Source organism: Conexibacter sp. CPCC 206217, assembly GCF_030646165.1.
GTDB lineage: Bacteria > Actinomycetota > Thermoleophilia > Solirubrobacterales > Solirubrobacteraceae > Conexibacter.
Genome location: NZ_JAUTDO010000003.1, coordinates 173,909 through 194,824 on the forward strand (window position 1 = coordinate 173,909; position 20,916 = coordinate 194,824).

General features: G+C 71.4%; 16 protein-coding genes and 1 pseudogene. 6 read left to right on the plus strand and 11 right to left on the minus strand.

The annotated features are described in order from the left end of the window. The first annotated feature begins 66 nt into the window (after positions 1 to 66). Positions 67 to 2,202 carry an MDR family MFS transporter gene (locus tag Q7L65_RS09165; protein WP_304720593.1) on the plus strand — a complete coding sequence of 712 codons (2,136 nt, stop codon included), beginning with the start codon at positions 67 to 69 and terminating at the stop codon, positions 2,200 to 2,202. Between the two features lie 32 nt (positions 2,203 to 2,234). Here the strand turns inward: Q7L65_RS09165 and Q7L65_RS09170 are convergent, their stop codons facing one another. Then, positions 2,235 to 2,516: a DUF427 domain-containing protein gene (locus Q7L65_RS09170; RefSeq protein WP_304720594.1), complete on the minus strand. Its 282-nt coding sequence runs from the start codon at positions 2,514 to 2,516 to the stop codon at positions 2,235 to 2,237. Between the two features lie 61 nt (positions 2,517 to 2,577). After that, positions 2,578 to 3,789, minus strand: coding sequence for a saccharopine dehydrogenase family protein (locus Q7L65_RS09175; RefSeq protein WP_304720596.1), 1,212 nt, complete (start codon positions 3,787 to 3,789; stop codon positions 2,578 to 2,580). 76 nt (positions 3,790 to 3,865) lie between these two features. On the opposite strand from Q7L65_RS09175, the gene Q7L65_RS09180 reads away from it, so the two are divergent. After that, positions 3,866 to 4,759 carry an NAD(P)-dependent oxidoreductase gene (locus Q7L65_RS09180; protein ID WP_304720598.1) on the plus strand — a complete coding sequence of 298 codons (894 nt, stop codon included), beginning with the start codon at positions 3,866 to 3,868 and terminating at the stop codon, positions 4,757 to 4,759. 117 nt (positions 4,760 to 4,876) lie between these two features. Then, positions 4,877 to 5,818: a glycosyltransferase gene (locus tag Q7L65_RS09185; protein ID WP_304720600.1), complete on the plus strand. Its 942-nt coding sequence runs from the start codon at positions 4,877 to 4,879 to the stop codon at positions 5,816 to 5,818. A 53-nt stretch (positions 5,819 to 5,871) separates the two neighbouring features. Here the strand turns inward: Q7L65_RS09185 and Q7L65_RS09190 are convergent, their stop codons facing one another. Together Q7L65_RS09190 and Q7L65_RS09195 are read right to left on the minus strand one after the other, a co-directional pair. Continuing rightward, on the minus strand, positions 5,872 to 6,390 hold the full coding sequence (locus Q7L65_RS09190) for a MarR family winged helix-turn-helix transcriptional regulator (RefSeq protein WP_304720602.1): 519 nt from the start codon (positions 6,388 to 6,390) through the stop codon (positions 5,872 to 5,874). Then, complete coding sequence (locus Q7L65_RS09195) at positions 6,387 to 7,883, minus strand: DHA2 family efflux MFS transporter permease subunit (protein ID WP_304720603.1); 1,497 nt, start codon at positions 7,881 to 7,883, stop codon at positions 6,387 to 6,389. Before Q7L65_RS09195 ends, Q7L65_RS09190 begins: the two co-directional genes overlap by 4 nt. Positions 7,884 to 8,065: 182 nt before the next feature. Between Q7L65_RS09195 and Q7L65_RS09200 the strand changes: the two genes are divergently transcribed. Next, positions 8,066 to 9,445, plus strand: a complete 1,380-nt coding sequence (locus tag Q7L65_RS09200) for a multidrug effflux MFS transporter (protein WP_304720604.1) — start codon at positions 8,066 to 8,068, stop codon at positions 9,443 to 9,445. A 26-nt stretch (positions 9,446 to 9,471) separates the two neighbouring features. On the opposite strand, the pseudogene Q7L65_RS27705 reads toward Q7L65_RS09200, so the two are convergent. After that, positions 9,472 to 9,996: pseudogene (locus Q7L65_RS27705) on the minus strand (TetR/AcrR family transcriptional regulator); the annotation flags it as partial. Positions 9,997 to 10,051: 55 nt separating this feature from the next. Then, positions 10,052 to 11,527 (minus strand): MFS transporter, encoded by a 1,476-nt coding sequence (locus Q7L65_RS09210; protein WP_304720606.1) that lies wholly within the window; start codon positions 11,525 to 11,527, stop codon positions 10,052 to 10,054. 150 nt (positions 11,528 to 11,677) lie between these two features. Here Q7L65_RS09210 and Q7L65_RS09215 point away from each other — a divergent pair, with 150 nt between their 5' ends. Next, complete coding sequence (locus tag Q7L65_RS09215; protein ID WP_304720608.1) at positions 11,678 to 11,881, plus strand: hypothetical protein; 204 nt, start codon at positions 11,678 to 11,680, stop codon at positions 11,879 to 11,881. A 133-nt stretch (positions 11,882 to 12,014) separates the two neighbouring features. Here the strand turns inward: Q7L65_RS09215 and Q7L65_RS09220 are convergent, their stop codons facing one another. The 5 genes from Q7L65_RS09220 to Q7L65_RS09240 form a co-directional block, all read right to left on the minus strand. Continuing rightward, a complete protein-coding gene (locus Q7L65_RS09220) occupies positions 12,015 to 14,249 on the minus strand; it encodes a PQQ-binding-like beta-propeller repeat protein (protein WP_304720609.1) in 2,235 nt (744 codons plus the stop codon). A 122-nt stretch (positions 14,250 to 14,371) separates the two neighbouring features. After that, complete coding sequence (locus Q7L65_RS09225) at positions 14,372 to 14,878, minus strand: hypothetical protein (RefSeq protein ID WP_304720611.1); 507 nt, start codon at positions 14,876 to 14,878, stop codon at positions 14,372 to 14,374. Further along, positions 14,875 to 15,852: a hypothetical protein gene (locus Q7L65_RS09230; RefSeq protein ID WP_304720612.1), complete on the minus strand. Its 978-nt coding sequence runs from the start codon at positions 15,850 to 15,852 to the stop codon at positions 14,875 to 14,877. Before Q7L65_RS09230 ends, Q7L65_RS09225 begins: the two co-directional genes overlap by 4 nt. Before the next feature lie 50 nt (positions 15,853 to 15,902). Continuing rightward, a complete protein-coding gene (locus tag Q7L65_RS09235) occupies positions 15,903 to 17,312 on the minus strand; it encodes a PQQ-binding-like beta-propeller repeat protein (RefSeq protein ID WP_304720614.1) in 1,410 nt (469 codons plus the stop codon). A gap of 200 nt (positions 17,313 to 17,512) precedes the next feature. Next, positions 17,513 to 19,258, minus strand: a complete 1,746-nt coding sequence (locus tag Q7L65_RS09240) for a PQQ-binding-like beta-propeller repeat protein (protein ID WP_304720616.1) — start codon at positions 19,256 to 19,258, stop codon at positions 17,513 to 17,515. Between the two features lie 175 nt (positions 19,259 to 19,433). Here Q7L65_RS09240 and Q7L65_RS09245 point away from each other — a divergent pair, with 175 nt between their 5' ends. After that, complete coding sequence (locus Q7L65_RS09245; protein ID WP_304720618.1) at positions 19,434 to 20,894, plus strand: hypothetical protein; 1,461 nt, start codon at positions 19,434 to 19,436, stop codon at positions 20,892 to 20,894. The last annotated feature ends 22 nt before the right edge of the window (positions 20,895 to 20,916 follow it).

The window sequence follows — 20,916 nt, forward strand, 5'->3', positions numbered from 1 at the left end:
AACTCCTTTATCGGATGCCCAGCGGAAAACCTCACCAACCACCCTCAAATGGGTAAGACTGGAAGGATGAGCGTCACGGCGACCGCCCCGGGTGCGGGGCAACCGGGGGAGGGCGCGGCACCGCCGATCGGCTCGGTGCGCGTGCGCGCCGTCTTCGGCGGCCTGATGCTCGCGCTGCTGCTGGCGGCGCTGGACCAGACGATCGTCGCGACCGCGCTGCCGACGATCGTCGGCGACCTCGGCGGTCTCGATCACATCTCGTGGGTGACGACCGGCTACCTGCTCGCCTCGACCGCCTCGACGCCGCTGTACGGCAAGCTCGGCGACCTCTACGGACGCAAGCGCGTCTTCCAGGTCGCGATCGTGATCTTCCTGATCGGCTCCGCGCTGTGCGGGCTGAGCGAGTCGATGCTGGAGCTGATCCTCTTCCGCGCGCTGCAGGGGCTCGGCGGAGGCGGTCTGATCGTCGGCGCGCAGGCGATCATCGGCGACGTCGTCTCACCGCGCGAGCGCGGCCGCTACCAGGGCATCTTCGGCGCCGTCTTCGGGATAGCGAGCGTCGCCGGCCCGCTGCTCGGCGGCTTCTTCGTCGAGCACCTCAGCTGGCGCTGGATCTTCTACATCAACATCCCGATCGGCTTCATCGCGCTCGCCGTGATCGCGGCGGTGCTGCCGGCCAGCGCCGCGCGCCGCAGCCACCGCATCGACTGGCTCGGCACCGCGTTGATGACGGCCGGCGTCAGCTGCCTGATCTTGTTCCTCAGCCTCGGCGGCTCGACGCAGCCGTGGGGCTCGCCGCAGTCGATCGCGCTCGGCGTCGGCGGACTCGTGCTGACGGTCCTGTTCGTGCTCGCCGAGCGCAGAGCGGAGGAGCCGATCCTGCCGCTGAAGCTGTTCTCCAACCGCGTCTTCGCGGTCGCCAGCGCCGTCGGCTTCATCGTCGGCTTCGGGCTGTTCGGCGCGGTCACGTTCCTGCCGTTGTTCCTGCAGGTCGTCAACGGCGCCAGCCCGACCGGCTCGGGCCTGGAGCTGGTGCCGCTGATGGTCGGCCTGCTGACGACCTCGATCGCGAGCGGGCAGGTGATCGCGCGCACCGGTCGCTACAAGCCGTTCCCGATCGTCGGGACCGCGCTGATGGCGGTCGGCTTCGCGCTGCTGTCGACGATGGACGCCGGCACGACGACGCTGCAGCGCTCGGCCTACATGCTCGTGCTCGGCCTCGGGCTCGGCATGACGATGCAGGTGCTCGTGCTCGCGGTCCAGAACGCCGTCGACTACAGAGACCTCGGCGTCGCAACCGCCGGCGCGACCTTCTTCCGCTCGATCGGCGGCTCGTTCGGCGTCGCGATCTTCGGCACGATCTTCAGCAACCGGCTCTCGACGACGATCGGCGACGCGTTCCCGGGCGGTGAGCCGGGCGCGCTGACGGGCGGCACCGGCAGCATCGATCCCGCGCAGATCCAGCAGCTGCCGCCCGCGATCCAGGTGCCGTTCGTGGGCGCCTACGCCGACGCGCTCTCGACCGTCTTCCTGGTCGCGCTGCCGATCGTGCTGATCGCGTTCGCGCTGACGTGGCTGCTGCGCGAGGTGCCGCTGCGCAGAACGGTCGCGACGAACGGGCTCGGCGAGTCGTTCGCGGTCCCCAAGGGCGACGCCTCGATCGACGAGATCGCGCGCGCGGTCAGCGTGCTCGCGCGGCGCGACACGCGCAGACGGATCTACGAGCGGCTGGCGGCGCGCGCGGGCGTCGACCTGCCGCCCGCGTCGGTCTGGCTGCTGGGCCGGATCGCGGAGCAGGCGCCCGTCACGCTGGATCAGTTGGAGGACAACTGCGGCGTCGCGCGGGCGCGCCTGAGAGTCGCGCTGGCGGAGCTGGAGGTCGAGCAGTTGGTGGAGGAGTGCGCGCACAGCGCGCCGACGCTGCTGGACGGCGGCGACGACGCCGGCTGGGCCAGCGACGGCGCCCACGCCGACGCGCTCGGCGCCAGCCCGCTGGTGCTGACGCAGGCCGGTCACGCCGTCTACGCGCGGCTGATGGCCGCGCGCAGAGAGCGGCTGGAGGAGCTGCTGGAGGGCTGGTCGCCCGAGCAGCACGACGAGTTGGCCGGGCTGCTCACGAAGCTGGCCGACGACCTCGCGCACGATCCCGGCGACATGCTGCCGAAGGCCGGCGCGCCGCCGCCGGCTGCGGCCGCGCTCTGAGCGGCGCGCGCCGCTCAGAGGCCGCGCGCTGGCTACGCCGTGACCTCGACGCCTCTCCAGAAGGCGACGTGGTCCTTGATCTCCTTCGCCGCGTCCTTCGGCTCGGGGTAGAACCACGCCGCGTCGGCGTTCGTGTCGCCGTCGACCTGCACGTCGTAGTAGCTCGCGGTGCCCTTCCACGGGCAGACCGTGTGCGAGTCGCTCGGCGTGAACAGATCGCTTCTGATCGACTCGACGGGGAAGTAGTGGTTGCCCTCGACGACGACCGTGTCGTCGCTCTCGGCGAGGGTGACGCCGTTCCAGGTGGCACGCATGACGGCTCCTTTCGGTTCGGGGCGGATCTAACCGATGGTAGTACCCGCTGCGCGCACAGCCCTATGCCCGTTCTTCCATTCTCCAGGGCGAGCCGTACGCGCTCAGCAGGTCGAGGAACGGGACCGCGTCGAACGCCTCCGGACCGAGCACGCCGGCGCCGCTCCACGTGCCGTCGGCGATCAGCTCCAGCGCCACGATCGGGTTGATCGCCGTCTGCCAGACGACCGCCTGGCTGCCGTACTCGCGCATCGTCGTGTCGTTGTCGGCGACGTGATACAGGTACGTCTTGCGCGGTCTGCCGTCCTTGCCGGTGCCGGTCACGTAGGTGCCGGCGCAGGTGCGGCCTCTCATCTTGTCGCCGAGCGTCGCCGGGTTCGGCAGCGCAGCCGCGACGACGTCGCGCGGGGAGACCTCCAAGCCGCGCACGGTGACCGGATCGGTGCGGTCGAGGCCGAGCTTGTTGAGCGTCTTGAGGACGTCGATGAACTCCTGCCCGAGGCCGTACTTGAACGTCACGCGCTTGCAGTCGACCCAGCGCGGGATCAGCGCGACCTCCTCGTGCTCGACGTTGACGCACTCGACGTCGCCGATCCCCTCCGGGAAGGTGAAGACCTCGGCCTCCGAGAACGCCGGCGTCGTGTACCAGCCGCGCTCCTTCTCCCAGATCAGCGGCGGGTTGAGGCACTCCTCGATCGTCGTCCAGATCGAGAACGTCGGCGCGAAGTCGTAGCCCTCGACGACGAGGTCCGCGCCGTCGCGCACGCCGACCTCGTCGATCTCGGCGAAGAGATGGTCCTGGGCGTATCTGGCGAAGATGTCCGACAGCCCCGGCTCGACGCCGATCCCGACGAGCGCGAGCTGGTCCTTGCGCGCCCACGCCTCCGCCGCCTCGAACTGGACGTCGCCGAGCATCACGCCGGTCTTGTTGTACGGATCCTCGGGATGGCGGTGCGACAGCGTCATCGCCATGTCGAGGTAGGTCGGCCCGGCGACGTGCGCGGCGCTGAAGATCGGCTCGTTGAAGCGCGGATCGCAGGCGTTCAGGATCGCGTCGGCTCTGCTCTCGCGCATCAGCGCGACGAGCGCGTCCTCGTCGGAGGCGTCGACCTGGGCGGCGCTGAAGCGATCCGGCTCGCCGAGCTGGTCGACGACGGCCTGCGCGCGGGCGAGGTCGACGTCGGCGAGGACCATGTGGGAGAAGAAGCTGCGCCGCTGGGCGATGGCCGCCGCTGCGGCGCCGACGCCGCCGGTGCCGACGATGAGGATTCGCATCCGCTGACACTACCCGCGAATGCCGGCGATCTGCAGCGAATTCGTCCGGAACCCGGCCCCATGTAGCATCGAGGCCATGGAACATGTCGGCTTCATCGGCCTCGGGATCATGGGCTCGCGGATGGCGGCGACGCTGCGCCGCGCCGGCTTCGAGGTGACCGTCTGGAATCGCACCCGCGCGACCGCGGAGGCGTGGGCGCAGGAACACGGCGGCGCCGTCGCCAAGACGCCCGCGCAACTGGCCGAGCGCTGCGACGCGATCATCTCGATCGTCGTCGACGGCCCGCAGGTCGAGCGGGTCCTGCTGGGCGAGGACGGCGTCGTCGAGGACGCCCGCGACGGGCTGCTCTGCATCGACATGTCGACGATCGCGCCGCACGAGGCGCGCTCGCTGTCGGCGCAGCTGTCGGAGCACGGCGTCAGCTTCATCGACGCGCCGGTGACGGGCTCTGCGCCGAAGGCGGCCGACGGCACGCTGACGATCATGGCCGGCGGTGCGCCGGCCGACATCGCGCGGGCGCGGCCGCTGCTGGAGCCGATGAGCGAGACGATCGTGCACGTCGGGCCGGTCGGCCACGGGCAGACGGTCAAGGTCTTGAGCAACGCGCTCGCGGCGGCGAACCTGACGGCGCTGGCGCAGGCGCTGCTGGTCGGCAAGCGCGCCGGCGTCGACGTCGAGCGGATGATCGAGGTGCTGCCGAGAAGCGCCGGCGGCTCGCGCATGGCGGACCTGAAGGCGGCGCCGATGCTCGCGCACGACTTCACGCCGCTGTTCAAGCTCGAGCACATGCTGAAGGACGTCAGGCTCGCGCTCGAGACGGCGAACGAGGCGGGCGCGCCGTTCCTGGCGGCGGCGAACGCCGGCGAGCTGTTCAACGCCGGCGTCGGCCGCGGCCTCGGCGAGCAGGACATCGCCGCCGTCGTCGACGTGCTGGAGAGCCTCGCCGACGTGCGCTTGAACGACGACTGAGCGGGCCCCGCTGGGCGGTTGCTTAATTGCGGCCGCCCAGGCATGCTCGTACTCATGCAGATCATCTCGCTGGTGCCTGAGGGGGCGCCCAGCTCGCTGTATCGATCCTTCGTGCCGATGCAGGCACTCGCGTTACAGGGGCATCGGGTGCATGTCGAGGAGCGCAACGACGTCGGCAGCGATCCGACGCCGTTGCTGGGCAGCGACGCGGTGCAGTTCTTCCGCCTCTGCCACCAGCCGGCGCGCCGGCTCGCCAGACAGCTGCAGGCGGCTGGCGTCGCGGTCGTGTGGGACAACGACTTCGACGCGTCCTCGGCGCCCGCCGACCATCCTGTCGGCGTCGCGACGCGCGGCATGGCGGGCCAGCGCTGGCAGTCCGACCAGCAGGCGATGATGCGCCTCGCGGACCTCGTCACGGTGCCGACGGAGGAGCTGGCCGAGCGCTACCTGGCCGCTGGCGCGCGCGACGTGGAGATCGTCGAGAACCTGCTGCCGCCGACGTTCACGCGCCCGCGCACATTGCCCGAACGAGGCCTGACGGTCGGCTGGGCGGCGATGCAGGAGCACGCATGGGACTTCGAGCAGCTCGGCCTGCGGGAGGTCTTCGCGCGGCTGCTGGAGCAGCACCTGCACGTGAGACTGCTCGGTATAGGGCTCGACATGGAGATTGCGAGCTCGCGCTACGAGCACGTGCCGTGGACCGCCTACGACAGCCTGCCCGGACTGCTCGCGCGCTGCGACATAGCGCTCGCGCCGCTCGCCGACGTCCCGTTCAACCGCACCCGCTCCAACGTGAAGCTGAAGGAGTACGCCGCGGTCGGCGTCCCGTGGCTGGCTTCGCCGGTCGGCGACTACGCGTGGATGGGCGAGGAGCAGGGCGGCGAACTGGTCGCCGACGGCGATTGGCGCTCGGCGCTGCAGACTTTGGTGCTGAGCGAGGAGAAGCGCCAGAGACTGTCGGTCGCCGGCCGCAGATGGGCCGCGGGCGAGGTCGTGCTCGACCACGTCGAGGACCTGGAGCAGATGTTCGGGCACGCAACAGAGCTCGCGCGCAGCTGACGGTCGCGTGAGCGAACCGCTCACGCGACCGTGTCGTGGTGTTTTTTTTGGTTCTAGAACCGGTCGAACATCCTCGCCATGCGGTGGAGCACCTCGATGCTCGTGCGGATCTCCGCCTCCGGGAGGTCGCCCATCGCCTCGTCCCAGTGCGCGAGCCAGTTCGCGCGCTTGTGCTCCAGCAGCGCGCGGCCTTCGGCGGTCAGCGAGACGACGACGAGGCGGCGATCGGTCTCGCTGCGGCGGCGCTCGACCATGCCCTGCTCCTCCAGTTGGTCGAGCATCGCGGTGACGCTCGCGGGCGTCAGGTCGGCGGCCTTCGCGAGCTGCCCCGCGGTCGCCTCGTCGATGTCGTCGAGCAGCACGAGCGCCCGCACCTGCGCGTAGGAGAGCGCGCCCGGTCGCTTCGGGTCGCGGCTGCGCAGCTTGCGCTCCGCCCGCAGCATCTCGCCGAGCGCGGCGCGCAGCTCGTTGGCGAGCTGCGCGCGGGCGTCGGCGCGATCCGCGGCAGCGGCCGCGCGGCCGGGGCCGCCGCTCGCGGCGCCAGCACCCTCTGCGAGCGGCTCCGTGCTCATGCCGCCTCGGCCTCCAGCTCCAGCCGCGCCTCGATCGGCACCTCGTGGAGCGTGTGGTTTCTTCTCGCGCGCCGCTCGATGATCGTCAGCATCAGCGTCGGCACCAGCGCGACGAGCGTCACGACCATCACGATCACGTACGTCTCGCCGAACGCGTCGGCCATCGCGGCGGGCGTCGCGCCGGCGCCCGCGTCGCGCAGCCGGCTCTCGAGCGCCACCGACAGCAGCGCGGTGCCGATCGAGCCGCCGACGCGCTGCAGCACGTTCAGCTGCGGCGTCGCGTGGTTGATCTGGTCGCGTCGCAGGACCGAGAACGCGGCGGTCATCGACGGCATCATCGACATGCCGATGCCGAAGCCGCGGAAGATCATCGCGATCGAGATCAGCACGTACGAGGTCGAGCCGCCGATCAGCACGAACGGGACCGTCGCGAGGATCGTGATGACGCCGCCGATGAGGGCGGTCAGGCCGCCGCCGAGGCGCTCGGTCGCGCGGCCCGAGAGGCCCATCGCGATCGCGGCGCCGACGCCCTGGGGCATCAGCAGCAGGCCGGTCGCGACGGCGTCCTCGCCGCGCACCGTCTGGAAGTACAGCGGCATCAGGATCATCGCGCCGAACAGCGCGGCGCCGAGGCAGAAGGTCGTCACCGACGCGGCCGCGAACGCCTTGTTGGCGAACAGGCGGACGTCGAGCAGCGGTCTGGCGATTCTGAGCGAGCGGACGATGAAGATCGCGATCAGCGCGAGCCCGATCGCGAGCGGGACGATCACGCTGTCGTCGACGAGCGTGCCGGCGCCGCCGCTCTGCGCGAGGCCGTAGGTGACGCCGACCAGGCCGGTCGCGACGAGCACGAGCCCGATCACGTCGAGCCGTCCGGCGGCCGGGTCGCCCTTGTCCTGCGGCAGCAGCCTGAGCGCGGCGATCACGGCGAAGAAGCTGATCGGCAGGTTGATGAAGAAGATCCACTGCCAGCCGGCGTGCTCGATCAGCAGGCCGCCGAGCGTCGGGCCGAAGACGGGCGCGAGGATGATCGGCACGCCGATCATCGCCATCACGCGCGGCAGGTTTCTCGGCCCGGCCGCCTTCACCAGGATCATCTGGCCCAGCGGAGCGAGCATGCCGCCGCCGATGCCCTGCAGCACGCGGAAGGCGATCAGCGAGCCGGACGACCAGGCAAGACCGCACAGCAGCGAGCCGAGCGTGAAGAGGACGAGCGAGGTGATGTAGAGCTTGCGCGCGCTGTAGCGCGTCGCGGCCCAGCCGGTGATCGGGATCACGGCGGCGAGCGACAGCATGTAGCCGGTGACGACCCACTGGATGTCCTCCAGCGAGGCGTGCAGCTCGGTCGAGAGGTCGTCGAGCGCGACGTTGACGATCGTCGTGTCGAGCACCGACATGATCATCCCGAGCACGATCACGAGCGCGATCGGCCAGATGTGCGACGGGATCGGTTCGCGTTTTGGTGGGGCGGTGGGGGAGCTGGGTGTGGTCATCGGGGCCTGACGCTGAGAGGAGTATTTCGTTACCGAAAGATTAGACCACGAATGTTTCGGTGCCGAATGTGATTTCCGTCACACTGCGGCCAGCGGGCGGGCGGTGCGGCCAGCAGGGCGGGCGGTGCGGCCAGCAGGGCGGGCGGTGCTGGGCGCCGCCTGCCGGTAGCGTGCGAGCGGTGATGGGCGCGACGAGACTGCCGGGGACCCGCACGCTCGTCGTCGTGCTCGGCGCCCTGAGCGCGTTCGGGCCGCTGTCGCTCGACATGTACCTGCCCGGCCTGCCGGACCTGGCGCGCGACCTCGGCACGTCGCCGTCGGTCGCGCAGCTGACGCTGACGGCGTGCCTGATCGGCCTGGCGACCGGCCAATTGCTGGCCGGTCCGGTCAGCGACGCGCGCGGGCGCCGGCGGCCGCTGCTGATCGGCCTCGCGCTGTACGCGCTCGCCAGCGGCCTGTGCGCGCTGGCGCCGACGATCTGGGTGCTGATACCGCTGCGGCTCGTCCAGGGCGCGGCTGGAGCGGCGGGGATCGTGATCGCCCGCGCGGTCGTGCGCGACCTGCACAGCGGGATCGCGGCCGCGCGCTTCTTCGCGCTGCTGCTGCTCGTCAACGGCCTCGCGCCGATCATCGCCCCGCTGCTGGGCGGCCAGTTGCTGGCGGTGACCGACTGGCGCGGGATCTTCTGCGTCCTGGCGCTGATCGGGCTCGGGCTGCTGCTCGTCGCCTGGCGGCTGCTGCCGGAGACGCTCGCGCCCGCGCAGCGTCACGGCGGCGGCCTGCGCGCGACGACCGGCGTCTTCGGCACGCTGCTGCGCGAGCCCGCCTTCCTCGGTGTGACGCTCGCGAACGGCTGCTCCGCCGCGATGATGTTCTGCTACATCGCCGGCTCGCCGTTCGTCGTGCAGGACGTCTACGGGCGCTCGCCGCAGTTGTTCAGCGTCGCGTTCGCGACCAATGCGCTCGGCTTCGTGCTGCTGAGCCAGGTCGGGCGACGCCTGCTCGGCCGCTACAACCCGCGCACGCTGATGTGCGCGGGGCTGTTGGTCGGCCTGCTCGGCGCGGTCACGCTGCTGCTCGGCGTCGTGCTCTCGGTCGGGCTGGCGATGGTGCTGCCGGGCTTCTTCCTGATCGTCTCCGCCGTCGGCCTCGCGAGCCCCAACGCCGCGGCGCTCGCGCTCGCGGGTCATCCGAGAACCGCGGGCAGCGCCTCGGGCCTGCTCGGGCTCGCGCACTTCGCGATCGGCGGCATGGTCGCGCCGCTGGTCGGCATCGCGGGCGGCGACACCGCGCTCCCGCTCGCGCTCGTCGTGATCACGCTGAGCGCGGCGTCGCTGACGGCGTTCGCGCTGGCGGCGCGGGCCGGGGCGGGAACGCAGCCGGCCGGCGGTCGTGACGGCGGGACGGGCGGCGCCGCGTCAGCCGGCGGTGCGGCTCAGCCGGCCGGCGGCCGCGCGGGCGACGAGCTGCAGCCCTCGTCGAGCACGCCCATGTCGGGCGGACCGGGGAAGAGCGGTTCGGCGCCCTCGGCGCGCAGGCCGTCGAGCACGACGCCGAGGTAGCGGCGCCACAGGTCGGGACGGGTGCGGTAGCGCTCCATCGTCGAGCCGATCGCGCTGGTCAGCACGAAGATGTCCTCGGCCATGATGTCGGGCCGTATCGCCCCGGCGCTGCGACCGCGCTGCAGCAGCGTCTCGATCCCCGCCAGCATCTGCGTGCGCTGCTGGTCCAGGCGCGGGTCGGCGAGCATCTCCTCGCTGACGGCGTCGCCGAGACAGCGGTCGCAGGCGGTCATCTCGACGGCGGCCTCCATCAACTGCACGAAGCCGCCCCACGGGTCCGGCTCATCGAGCGCGTCGGCGAGCGCGACCCGCATCCCCTGCGTGCGCTCGAGCACGACCGCCACTTCCAGCTCCAGCTTTGTCGGGAAGTGGCGGAAGAGCGTCCCGGTGCCGACGCCGGCGCGGCGGGCGATCTCCGCCACGCTGACGTCGAAGCCCTCCTCGGCGAACGCCGCCGACGCGGCCGCGAGGACGCGCTCGCGGTTGCGCCGCGCGTCGGCACGCAGCGCTCGCTGCGGCTCGGCCGTGGTTGTCGTGTCGACGGTCGCCATGGGCGTCAGTGGTGTTCGACCATACCGGGGTTGGCTCCTGCGATGTGCTCGTTGCTCAGTGTGCCATGGCGACGGCGGCGGGCTCTTCCGCGTTGATGCTGGCGACGTCGCTTCTGCGGATCAGCAGGATGATCGCGACCGCGGCGACGACGGCGAAGATCGCGCCGATCACGAACGCGAGGTGGTAGCCATCGACGAGCGCCTGGTTGGGCGCGATCCCGTCGGAGAGGCTGCTGTTGGTGCGCGAGGTCGCGAACGTCGCGAGGATCGCGAGGCCGAGCGCGCCGCCGACCTGCTGCGAGGTGTTGAAGAGACCGGACGCGAGCCCGGCGTCCTCGCCCTCGACGTTGGTCGTCGCCAGCAGCGTCAGCGGGACGAACGTGTTGCCCATGCCGACGGCGATCAGGATCACGGCGGGCAGCAGCTCGGTGACGTAGTCGCCCTCGGGCGTGATCCGCGTCATCAGCAGCAGGCCGATCGCGGACAGCGCGATGCCGAACAGTATCTGCGCCCGCACGCCGATCCGCGGGATCAGCTGCTGCGCGGCGATCGAGCCGCCGATGATGCCGACGGTGAACGGCAGGAATGCGAGGCCGGCCTCGATCGGCGAGTAGCCGAGCACCTCCTGGACGTAGATCGTCGCGAAGAAGAACATCGCGAACATGCCGCCCATCACGAGGATCATCACGCCGTTGGCGGTCGACAGCGAGCGGATCTTGAAGATCCCGAGCCGCACGAGCGGGTCCTTGTGGACGCGCTCGACGAGCACGAAGGCGACCAGCAGCAGGATGCCGAGCGCGCCGAAGCCGAGCGTCGCGGTCGAACCCCAGCCGTCGCTCTCGGCTCTCACGATCGCGTACACGATCGCGACGAGACCGCCGGTCACCGAGACGGCGCCGAACAGGTCGAAGCTGCCGGATTCCTTGCCGATCGACTCAGGCACGAGGCGCAGCGAGGCGACGAAGGCGGCGATGCCGATCGGGACGTTGACGAGGAAGATCCACTGCCACGACAGCGACTCGGTCAGGACGCCGCCGAGCAGCAGGCCGAAGGCGGAGCCGGAGGCGGCGATCGCGCCCCAGGCGGCGAGCGCCTTCGTGCGCTCCGCGCCGTCGGCGAACGTGGTCATGATGATCGACAGCGCGGCGGGCGACACGAGGGCGGCGCCGAGGCCCTGCAGGCCGCGGAAGCCGATCAGCATCCCCTGCGAGGTCGCCAGGGCGCACAGGGCGGAGGCGGCGCTGAAGAGGATCACGCCCGCAAGGAAGATCTTCTTGCGGCCGAAGAGGTCGGCGGCGCGGCCGCCGAGCAGCAGGAAGCCGCCGAAGAGCAGCGTGTAGGAGTTGATGATCCAGGCGAGGTTGCCTGGACTGAAGTGGAGATCCGACTGGATCGAGGGGAGCGCGACGTTGACGATCGTGGCGTCGAGCACCACCATGAACTGGGCCAGGCAGACGAGCACCAGCACGACCCAGCGGTTCGTGTCCGTGCTTCTGGCCTGCGCGGATACGGCAGGTTGTGCTGTTGACATACGTACGAGTCCTTGTAACCGGAGTGGGCGATCCGCTTCGCAAGGTATCAGAAGAGGAGCGACCGCTCCGGTTAGCGTTTTGTTATCTGTCCCGAACGTCTGCTCGTACGGCTTCCGCGCCCATATCCGGGCAGGGGTAGATTGCGAGGTATGAACCGATCGCACGAAGGGGCCGACCGCGTCGGCCACGGCGAGGCGTCGCTCGGCGACGCGCAGTCGAGCAATCCGCCCGACGATCCCGACATGATCACGGCCGGCGCGCCCGACCTCGACAGCGACACCGACTACGAGGGCGACGGCACGCCGCCGCCGGTCGAGCGCGACAACGAGGATCCCGCGCCGAACGCGCCGTAGCCGTCCGGCCGGGCGCTGCTGGGGCCGCGTCCTCGCAGCGGCGGCGCCGGCAGATGCGGAAAGGGCCGCGACGCTGTGCGTCGCGGCCCTTTTCACGCTCCAGCGCGGACGGACGTCGTCCGTGCGGCGTCGCCTATCTGTTGATCACTCTCGTCACGTACGCGGCGACGTTGGCGATCTCGTCGTTGGTCAGCTGACCGCCGAACGCCGGCATGCCGCCGCCGCCCTCGGTCACCTGTCTGATCACGGCCGGCATCTGCTTGGCCTCGGCGATCGCCGTCAGGTCGGGACCGCCGTTGCCGCCTCTGCCGGTCAGGCCGTGGCAGACGGAGCAGTTGCTGGTGAAGATCGATCTGCCCGCGTCCGCGTCGCCGCCGCCGTTGTCCGGGGCCGCGTCCTGGTTGTCGCCGGCATGCTCGATCGCTCTCGCCGCGCCGCCCGCTCTGACCTGAGCCATCGTCCCGTCGAGCGAGAACTGCCACAGGTTGTCGCCGTGCGTGCTGCCGTTGAGCGCGTTGCCGCCGGACAGGAAGGCGATCTTCTGTCTGCCGTCGACCTGGTAGACGGCCGCCGTGCTGTTGGCGCCGGCGCCGGTCTGGAAGCTCCAGAGTCTGTCGCCGGTTCTGCCGTCATAGGCTTCCAGCTCGCCTCTGTTGCGGCCGACGAAGACGAGGTCGCCCGCGGTCGAGACGGCGCCCGAGTAGCAGGCGTCCGGGAATGCGTTTCTCCACGCGATCGTGCCGGTCGTCATGTCGTACGCGGTCAGCGTGCCGGGGGAGTTGAAGCCCGTGAACGCGAAGATCGTCGAGCCGGTGTAGGTCGCACCGCTTCTGAACGTCTCGGATCTGACCTGGAAGCCCTGTGCACCGTCCTGCGCGCACACGTAGTACATGTGGTTCTTCGGGTTGTACGAGCTCGGCGGCCAGTTGTCGCCGCCGGCGGCGCTCGGCGCCGTCGCGGTGATCGGGCCGCTGCGCACGCCGACGCCGCTGTAGATCGAGCCCGGATTGATCACGATCGGTCTGCCTCTTCTGCCCTGCGAGGCGACCGAGGCGTTCAGCGCTCTCAGCTGCGCGTCGTCGACTCTGACCTTCGAGAACGGCTCCATCGTCGGGATCGGCTGCGTCTTCGCCGTTCTCTGGAACTCGTCCTGGTAGACCGGCGTCTCTCTGATCGGGAAGACCGGTCTGCCGGTGGCGCGGTCGAGGAAGAAGACGTAGCCGTTCTTCGACGGCTCCGCGATCCCTCTCACCATGATGCCGTCGATCGGTGCGTCGATCAGAACGGTCGGGCTCGGCGAGTCGAAGTCCCACAGGTCGTGATGGACCTGCTGGTAGGCCCACTTCAGCTTGCCGGTCTTGACGTCGAGCGCGACGATCGAGGCCGCGTACAGGTTGTCGCCCGCACGGTTGGAGCCGTCGTAGTCGTTGCCGGCGTTGGAGGTCGAGAAGTAGATCATCCCGAGGTTGGGGTCGTACGACGGCGTGTTCCACGTCGTGGCGCCGCCGTGCTGCCACTCGTCGTTGTCCTGCGGCCACGATTCGTGGCCTCTCTCACCGGGGCCGGGGATCGTGTAGAAGCGCCAGACGAGTCTCCCGGTACGGGCGTCGTAGGCGTCCATCCGGCCGCGCACGCCGTACTCGGCGCCCGACGGGCCGATGATGACCTTGCCGTCCACGTACAGCGGCGCGGCGGTGATCGTGTAGCCCTCCTCCGGCTTCGCCAGACGCGTCTCCCAGATCACTCTGCCGGTCATCTGGTCGAGCGCCACGAGGCTGCCGTCGAGCTGCCCGGAGAAGATCATGCCGTCGCCGAGCGCGACACCGCGGTTGTCCCAACCGCAGCAGATCACGCTGGCCAGCGAGTCGGGCATGTTCGCTCTGTAGGACCACTTGATTCTGCCCGACGCCGCGTCGACCGCGAAGACGTCGTCCGCGCCCGTGGGGATGTAGATCGTGCCGTTGTACTCGAGCGGCTGACCCTCAGCGGAGTACTTGTTCGCGGTGCCGCTGCCGTTGAGGTGCGTCAGCCAGTCGCCTCTGAGTCTCGCGACGTTCGCCGTCGTGATCTCGTCAAGCGGCGAATAGCGGTCGTTCGTCGTGCCGCCGCCGTTGGTGATCCAGTTGTCACCGGGGGGAGCGAACAGCGCGGCCGGCTCGAACGGCGGTGCGGTCGGAGACGTCGACAGCTCGGCCGTCTCTCTGTTCGGCGGGGGCGTGCCCTGCTGCGGGACCGTCGACGTCGACGCCGTCGTGTCGTCGCCACCGCCGCCGCAGCCCGCGACGACGAGCAGCGTCAAGACGCCGAGCAGCATCGCGGCGACCTTGGTGTTCCTGCGCACGAACTGCGCGAAGGAGCGCCCTTGCATTGCGTACCTCTTCCGTTCGATACAACGAGCGGACAGTTGCAATGCGACGCCCCGGCCCACCCTCCAAGACCTACGAGGGTATACCCGCGGACGGTTGCGATGCTTCGTGGGTAGACGAACTGTCAGGAGACGGGCGTCGCGGCGGCGCAGAGCCCGAAGCCCGCGTTCGCCGCCGCCAGGCCGACGTCGGCGCCGACGATCTTGCTGACGGCCGTGCGGACGCCGCCGTCGTCGCCGTCCTGCGCCGCTCTCTGCATCGCGCTCAACTGCTCGTTCGACGTCGCGAGCGCCTCGAGGTAGCGGTTGTAGGTGACGCGGTCTCTCGCCGGCGGCGTCAGTCTCGCCAGGTCGGCGTGCAGTCTGCCGCTGATCGTCGCGACGTCGCTCGCGTAGTCGGCGAGCGCCTCCAGCGAGCTGGCCGGCGGCACCTTCGTGACGCCGCTCGTCGCCGCTCTGCAGAGCGAGTTCGCACGCGCGACGAGCGCGGTGTGGCTGAGCTGCTTGTCGGCGTTGCCGTTGTCGTCGTTGCCGCCGCCGCAGCCGGCGACGACGAGGCCCACGAGGCCGACGAGCACGGTCGCGGCCGCACGCCGCTGCCAGGTCATCACGTTGCGCTTCACCTTCGTCATCTCTGCTTCCGCACGAACGTCAGCTCGACGCGCTGTCTGCCGGTCGTCAGCGTTCCCGTGAGGCGGTTGCCGCGCAGTCTGCCGGCGAATCTGCCGACGGCCGGGCCCTCGGTGCTGCCGCCGCGGACGGTCGCCGTGCGCCAGTCGCCGCCCCATCTGAAGTCGGTCAGGTACGCGACGCGCGTCGCGCTCGGCCCGTGGAACGTGACGATCGCCGCGGGCGTCGGCGGGAGCGATCTGATCGGCTGGTCGCCGAAGAGCGTCAGGCTGCCGCTGTCGGCGACGAGCTGGCCGGTGCTGAGCGCCTCGGCGACGCGCACGATCGGCGCGTAGACCCCGGCGCTGGTGCCCGGGTCCTCTTCGCTCGGCTCGAGCGCATAGCGGCCGTAGTAGGCGTCGGCTCTCGGGCCGATCCCTTCCTTCGTCAGCTTCGGCGGGACCGGGTCGATCTGCTTCGCGTTCGGCAGCGGCGCCGTCGGGTCGGCGTCGTCGTCGCCGCGCGTGTAGACGACGTCGTAGGTTCCGCCGCGCCACGTCAGCGTGCCCGACATCTCCGTGGGAGAGGTCGGCAGCTGGAACGTGACGGAGCCGATTCTGCCGTTGGAGCCCTGCGTGAGGATGTTCGCCCGCAGCAGTCTGCCGTGGAATCTGAACGGGTACAGGTTCGAGGTCGAGCTCGACTGACGGCCGGCGTTGTCGTAGCCGTAGAGCGTCAGGTTGCCGACGATGTACGGCCGCACCGTCTCGGTGTAGTCGATCATCACCTGGCCGGCGGTGATTCTCGCGCGGCGGTCGATCTGGCTGAGCACGAACTGGCCGACGAACTGGTTGCCGATCTCCGGCGGAACCTTGATCGCCGGCTCCGGCAGACCGGTGCCGACGCCGGTCGTCGCGGTTGCGATCGCGGCTCCTCCGGCGGCGATGGTGGCGGCCCCGAGGAGCCCTGCGAGCAGGCGTTTGCGCGACGTCGACATCGAGGCGAAACTAGCAGAGCAGGCGCGTCGGAGCCCTGCCGGTGGTGTGCTCAGCGCGCCGTCAGCGGACGACCGCCGAGCCGCAGCACGACCAGCCGCGCGCCCGCTCTCGCACCCGTCAGCGACGCGATGCTGGAGCCGCCGGCGACGATCGCGACGTACTGCACGCCGGCGATCCGGTAGGTCAGCGGGGCGGTGCCGAACGGCAGGCCGATCCGCCCGCGCCAGACGATCGCGCCGTCGCGCGCGTCGAGCGCGTAGAGGTAGCCGTCGTCGCAGCCGCTGAAGACGAGGCCGCCGGCGGTCGCGAGCGCGCCGCCGGCCAGCGGCGCCGGCAGCGGCCGCCGCCAGCGCACGCGCCCGCTGGCGCTGTCGAGCGCGACCATCGCGCCGCGCGCGGGGGTCCCGGGCGTGACGCGCGCGTCGCCGCCCTCGAACTGCACGCGCGGACCGGCCTCTCTGCCGCCGAGGCTGTAGGTCATGCAGAGCGTGGTCGTCCCCTGGTAGATCGAGCGCCCGTCCGGGTCGAGCGCTGCCGGGCCGTAGGCGATCCCGCCGAGCGCGCCCGGGCAGACGTGCGCGCCGCGCCGGCTGGGGCGGGGCCGCGGCGTCGTCTGCGCGACCAGTCTGCGCGGCGGGACCAGCGAGCGGCCGCTCGCCGCGTCGCGGATCCAGTAGGTCCCCGACTTGTTCGCGTGCCCGACGGCGCGCACCGTGCGGCCGCCGACCCGCGCGTCGTAGACGAGCGGCGGCTGGCCGCCGTCGTAGTCCCAGACGTCGTCGCAGACCTCGTGCGCGCCCCAGCGCAGCGTTCCGTCGCGGGCGTCGAGCGCGACCATCCCGCTGACCCACTCCTCGCAGCCGCGGCGGTCCTCGCCGCGCAGTGCCGGGCTCGGGTTGCCGGTGCCCGCGTAGACGATCCCGCTGCGCGGGTCGACCGTCGGCGGCATCCAGACGCGGCCGCCGCCGCGGTTCGCCGCGACGGTCCAGAAGCGCCACAGGCGTCTGCCGTCGTGCGCGTCGAAGGCGGCGACGAAGCCGCGTGTGCGCAGCACGTCGCTGCCGCCGCTGCCGACGATCAGGCGGCCCTGCCAGTAGGTCGGCGGCGAGGTCCCGATCGCGCCGCTGCGCGGGTCGGCGACGCGCGTGGTCCACAGCTCGCGCCCGTCGGAGGCGCGCAGCGCGATCAACTGCTCGTCGTAGGTGAGCAGGTAGACGCGGCCGCCGGCGACGGTGACGCCGCGGTTGGTCGGCTGCGGCTGCCCGGCCGCCGCGCCGGTGAGGAAGTCGACGCGCGGCGTGTACGTCCACAGCTCGGCGCCGCTGGCGGCGTCGAAGGCCAGCACCTGACCGGTGTTGGTCGTCACGTACATCGTGCCGGCGACGACGACGGGGAAGCTCTCCCACTGCGCCATCTCGGGGCCGGGCTCGTAGCTCCACGCGACGCCGAGCCGGCTCACGCTCGCGCGGTCGACCGCGCGCAGCGGCGAGGAGCGGGCCTGGCTGTCGTCGTTGCCGAAACGGGGCCAGCCGACGTCGGCGGCGGGGCCGGGCGGCGGTGCCGGATCGCTTCCACCACCACCGCCGCAGCCGCCGAGCGCGCATGCCGCCGCGAGTGCGGCGGCCGCGGCCGCGACGGCTGCCGCCAGGCGTGCGATCGTCAGCTCGACTTGTTTCTCGGTGCCTTCACCGGCACGATTCTCTTGCCGTCCAGCGCCAGCACGACGAAGCGCGAGCCGATCGGCCCGAAGTCGTTGGACGACGTCAGGCCCGAGCCGCCGATCGCGACCCCGATGTAGTCCTTGCCGTCGACGGTGTAGAGGACCGGCGCCGCGGCGCCCGCGAGGCCGAGGTTGGCCTTCCATCTCGTCGCGCCGGTGTGCGCGTCGAAGGCGTAGATGACGCCTCTCTGGTCGACGGTGAAGACGAGGTCGGAGCCGGTCGCCAGTGCGCCGGCGCCCATCGGCGTCGGCATTCTGCGACGCCACAGGAATCTGCCGGTCTTCATGTCGACGCCGGAGAAGCTGCCGGACGGTCTCAGGTCCGACGGGATCGAGCGCGTGCCGCCGAATCTCGACTCGCCGGGCAGTCTCTCGTCGCTGACGGCGAGCAGGAAGCAGAAGTCGATCCCGGAGACGTAGGTCGCGTCGACTCTCGGGCTGTACGCCATCGGGTCGTACTGGGAGCCGCCGAGCGGACCGGGGCACATCAGCTTCGGCGTCGTCGTCGGGACGCTGCGCTCCTGTCTGACGAACGACAGCCGCGGATGGATCGTCGCGCCCGTCTCCGCGTCGAGCATCACCAGCCAGCCGCTCTTGCCGGCCTCCGCCGCGACGCGTCGTCTCTGCCCGTCGATCTCGGTGTCGAGCAGCACGACCGGCGAGGCGGCGTCGTAGTCCCACAGGTCGTGCGCGACGACCTGGTAGTGCCACGCGTATCTGCCGGTGGTCGCGTCGAGCGCGAGGATCGACGAGGTGTAGAGGTTCTTGCCGGGGCGTCTCGTGCCGACGATCGCGGGCGACGGGTTGCTCGTGCCGACGATCACGCGGTTGGACTCCGTGTCGATCGTCGGGGCCATGTAGACGGTGCCGCCGCCGGTGCCTCTTCTGCGCCAGCCCTCGCCGACTCTCGGGATCGTGTTGAAGCGCCAGCGCTCTCTGCCGGTCTTCGCGTCGTAGGCGGCGACGAAGCCGGCGACGCCCTGGTCGGAGCCGGAGTTGCCGACGTAGACGAGGCCGTTGTAGACGGTCGGCGACATCGTCTCGTAGGCGCCGGTGGTCGGATCGTCGACCTGCGTCGAGAAGACCTCCTCGCCGGTCGCGGCGCTGACCGCCTTCAGTCTGCAGTCGAACGTCAACATGTAGACCTCGCCGTCGCTGACCGCGACGCCGCGGTTGACGGCGATGCCGTAGCCGCCGACGCCGCTGGAGAGCGAGAAGTCGACCTTCGGCGCGTACTTCCACTTCACTCTGCCGGTCGCGCCGTCGAACGCGAAGATCTCGTTGGTGCTCGTCGTCACGTAGGCGACGCCGTCGACGACGATCGGAAAGCTCTCCTGCAGGTACTGGTCGCCGCCGAGGTCCGAGCTCCACGCCTCGCCGAGCCGCGCGACCGTTCTCGAGTTGATCTGCGTCTGCGGGGCGTAGCGCGTGTTGTCGCGGTCGCGGCCGAAGACGGGCCAGTCGTCCGGGGAGAAGTGCTCGTCGACCGCCGTGCCGCCCGCGGTGGTGGCGCCTCCGGCGCTATCGCCTCCGGCGCTGGCGGTGGTCGAGGAAGTGGCTGCCGCCGTCTTCGTTGAATCGTCGGAATTGCCGCCGCAGCCGCTGGCTGCGACCAGCACTGCGACCGCGGCGATTGACAGGCAGACGTGCTTCCACTTTACGATGTGATGCTGCGCGTGAGACATTGCCCTCGACCCTCTGGCGCGCCTGTCACGCATCGTGCGCCCCAGGAAGCGAATGTGGATTAACAGCGGCTGAGGCTACCATTGCGCCGTGCCGCACCGCAGTCCCCGCGACCCTTCCCATCGTCCCCTCGCGCGCGTCGCGAATTGGCTGTCGGCCCCGCCGGCGGCGGTGGTCGTGTTCCGGCCGCGGGCGGCGGCTGCGGGCCGCGCCCGCGGGCATGGCTTGCGCGACGGGCTGCTGCGGTGGCGGCGCGAGATCCTGCGTCATCGCCTCGTCGTCGCGCTGCGGCGGTCGCTGATCGTCGCGCTCGTCGTGGGCGTGCTGATGCTGCTGCTGCGGCTCGCGTTCGGCTCGCCGGACGGCTGGGCCTTGATCGCGGTGCCGCTCGCGGCCCTCGCCGGTGCGTGGCTGGTGGGCGCGGCGCGCGGCGGCACGGGTGCTGGGCGCTCGCCCGGTGCCCTCACGTTGGACCGCGTCGCGCGACTGCTCGACGGCGGCCTCAGGCTGGCTGAGCGGCTCGCGACGGCTTGGGAGTTGGCGGGGAGGGGTGGAGAGCAGACGGCGACCGGTGGCCGTTCGGCGCTGCGCGGCGGCGGCACGGGTGCGGCGAGCGTCGATGCAGGCAGCGCGGCGACCGCGGCCAATCAGCCGGACCTGCTCGCACAACGCGTGGTCGCCGACGGTGAGCGGCTCGTCTGGAGCGTCGGCGAGCGGTATCGCGTGCGTGCGCGGCCGGCGCCGAAGGAGTGGACGGCGCTTGCGGTCGCGGCGGCGGCGCTGGCGCTGCTGGTCGCGATCGGCGGGCCGGGCGAGGCGGGAGACCTGCGCGCGCAGAGCGGCCGGGGCGACGGGAGCGACGGGGCGGCCGCACGCGCCCCGGGCTCGACGGCGACGACCGCCACGAGCACGCAGGTGCGCTCCACGCCCGTGCCGGCGCCGGACGCGTCTCCGCAGACCGGGCAGCGCGGCGCCACGACGACGCCGCGCAACGGCACGACCGCCTCGGAAGGCCGCGCGGGCACGGCGGCTCCGAGAATCGCGGTTCGCCAGCAGCAGGCGGCGGGCGCCGGGGCTGGGACGACCGCTGCGGCGGGGAGCAGGGGGAGCAGCGGCGGTGCGACCCGAGGCGGTGGCAGCATGTCGGCCAGAGGCCGTCGCGGCGCGAGCACGACCGCGGCACCGCAAGCGGGTCGCGTCCCGGCTCCCAATCAGGTGAAGGGCCTCGCCGCGCAGGGCCGTTCCACGCAGCGGCCGACCTCGTCGGGTACGGCAGCTCCGGCGACGCAGCGCGCGGCCGACGCGCAGCGCGGCGCCGCGCGCAGCGGCACCCGGGGCGCGGGACAGCAGTCGGCCCAGCTCGGCCACGCCGATCCGTCGCGTCGGAGCGAGACGGGAGCGCGCCGCCTGCCGCTGCGGACGCTCGGGGCCAGCGGCGGCAGCCGCCGCGGAGCCGGCGCGGGAAGAGCGGGCAGCGGGGGGAGAGGGCACGGCGCGGCGCGCGTACAGAACGGCGCGGCCGCCGGGACGCAGCCGGCCGCCTCGGCTCCCGCCGCGAGCGCCTTCGTGCCTACCGCCGCAAACGCGATCGCGCCCTACCTGCGGCAGCTCGTCGCGACGTACTTCCCGCAGCGGTGAGCGCTGTGTGGCGACAGCCGGT

Bases quoted from the DNA above. Each gene is read 5' to 3' on its own strand.
- Q7L65_RS09165 (WP_304720593.1), top strand. From the start codon at position 67: ATGAGCGTCACGGCGACCGCCCCGGGTGCGGGGCAACCGGGGGAGGGC.
- Q7L65_RS09170 (WP_304720594.1), bottom strand. From the start codon at position 2,516: ATGCGTGCCACCTGGAACGGCGTCACCCTCGCCGAGAGCGACGACACG.
- Q7L65_RS09175 (WP_304720596.1), bottom strand. From the start codon at position 3,789: ATGCGAATCCTCATCGTCGGCACCGGCGGCGTCGGCGCCGCAGCGGCG.
- Q7L65_RS09180 (WP_304720598.1), top strand. From the start codon at position 3,866: ATGGAACATGTCGGCTTCATCGGCCTCGGGATCATGGGCTCGCGGATG.
- Q7L65_RS09185 (WP_304720600.1), top strand. From the start codon at position 4,877: ATGCAGGCACTCGCGTTACAGGGGCATCGGGTGCATGTCGAGGAGCGC.
- Q7L65_RS09190 (WP_304720602.1), bottom strand. From the start codon at position 6,390: ATGAGCACGGAGCCGCTCGCAGAGGGTGCTGGCGCCGCGAGCGGCGGC.
- Q7L65_RS09195 (WP_304720603.1), bottom strand. From the start codon at position 7,883: ATGACCACACCCAGCTCCCCCACCGCCCCACCAAAACGCGAACCGATC.
- Q7L65_RS09200 (WP_304720604.1), top strand. From the start codon at position 8,066: ATGGGCGCGACGAGACTGCCGGGGACCCGCACGCTCGTCGTCGTGCTC.
- Q7L65_RS09210 (WP_304720606.1), bottom strand. From the start codon at position 11,527: ATGTCAACAGCACAACCTGCCGTATCCGCGCAGGCCAGAAGCACGGAC.
- Q7L65_RS09215 (WP_304720608.1), top strand. From the start codon at position 11,678: ATGAACCGATCGCACGAAGGGGCCGACCGCGTCGGCCACGGCGAGGCG.
- Q7L65_RS09220 (WP_304720609.1), bottom strand. From the start codon at position 14,249: ATGCAAGGGCGCTCCTTCGCGCAGTTCGTGCGCAGGAACACCAAGGTC.
- Q7L65_RS09225 (WP_304720611.1), bottom strand. From the start codon at position 14,878: ATGACGAAGGTGAAGCGCAACGTGATGACCTGGCAGCGGCGTGCGGCC.
- Q7L65_RS09230 (WP_304720612.1), bottom strand. From the start codon at position 15,852: ATGTCGACGTCGCGCAAACGCCTGCTCGCAGGGCTCCTCGGGGCCGCC.
- Q7L65_RS09240 (WP_304720616.1), bottom strand. From the start codon at position 19,258: ATGTCTCACGCGCAGCATCACATCGTAAAGTGGAAGCACGTCTGCCTG.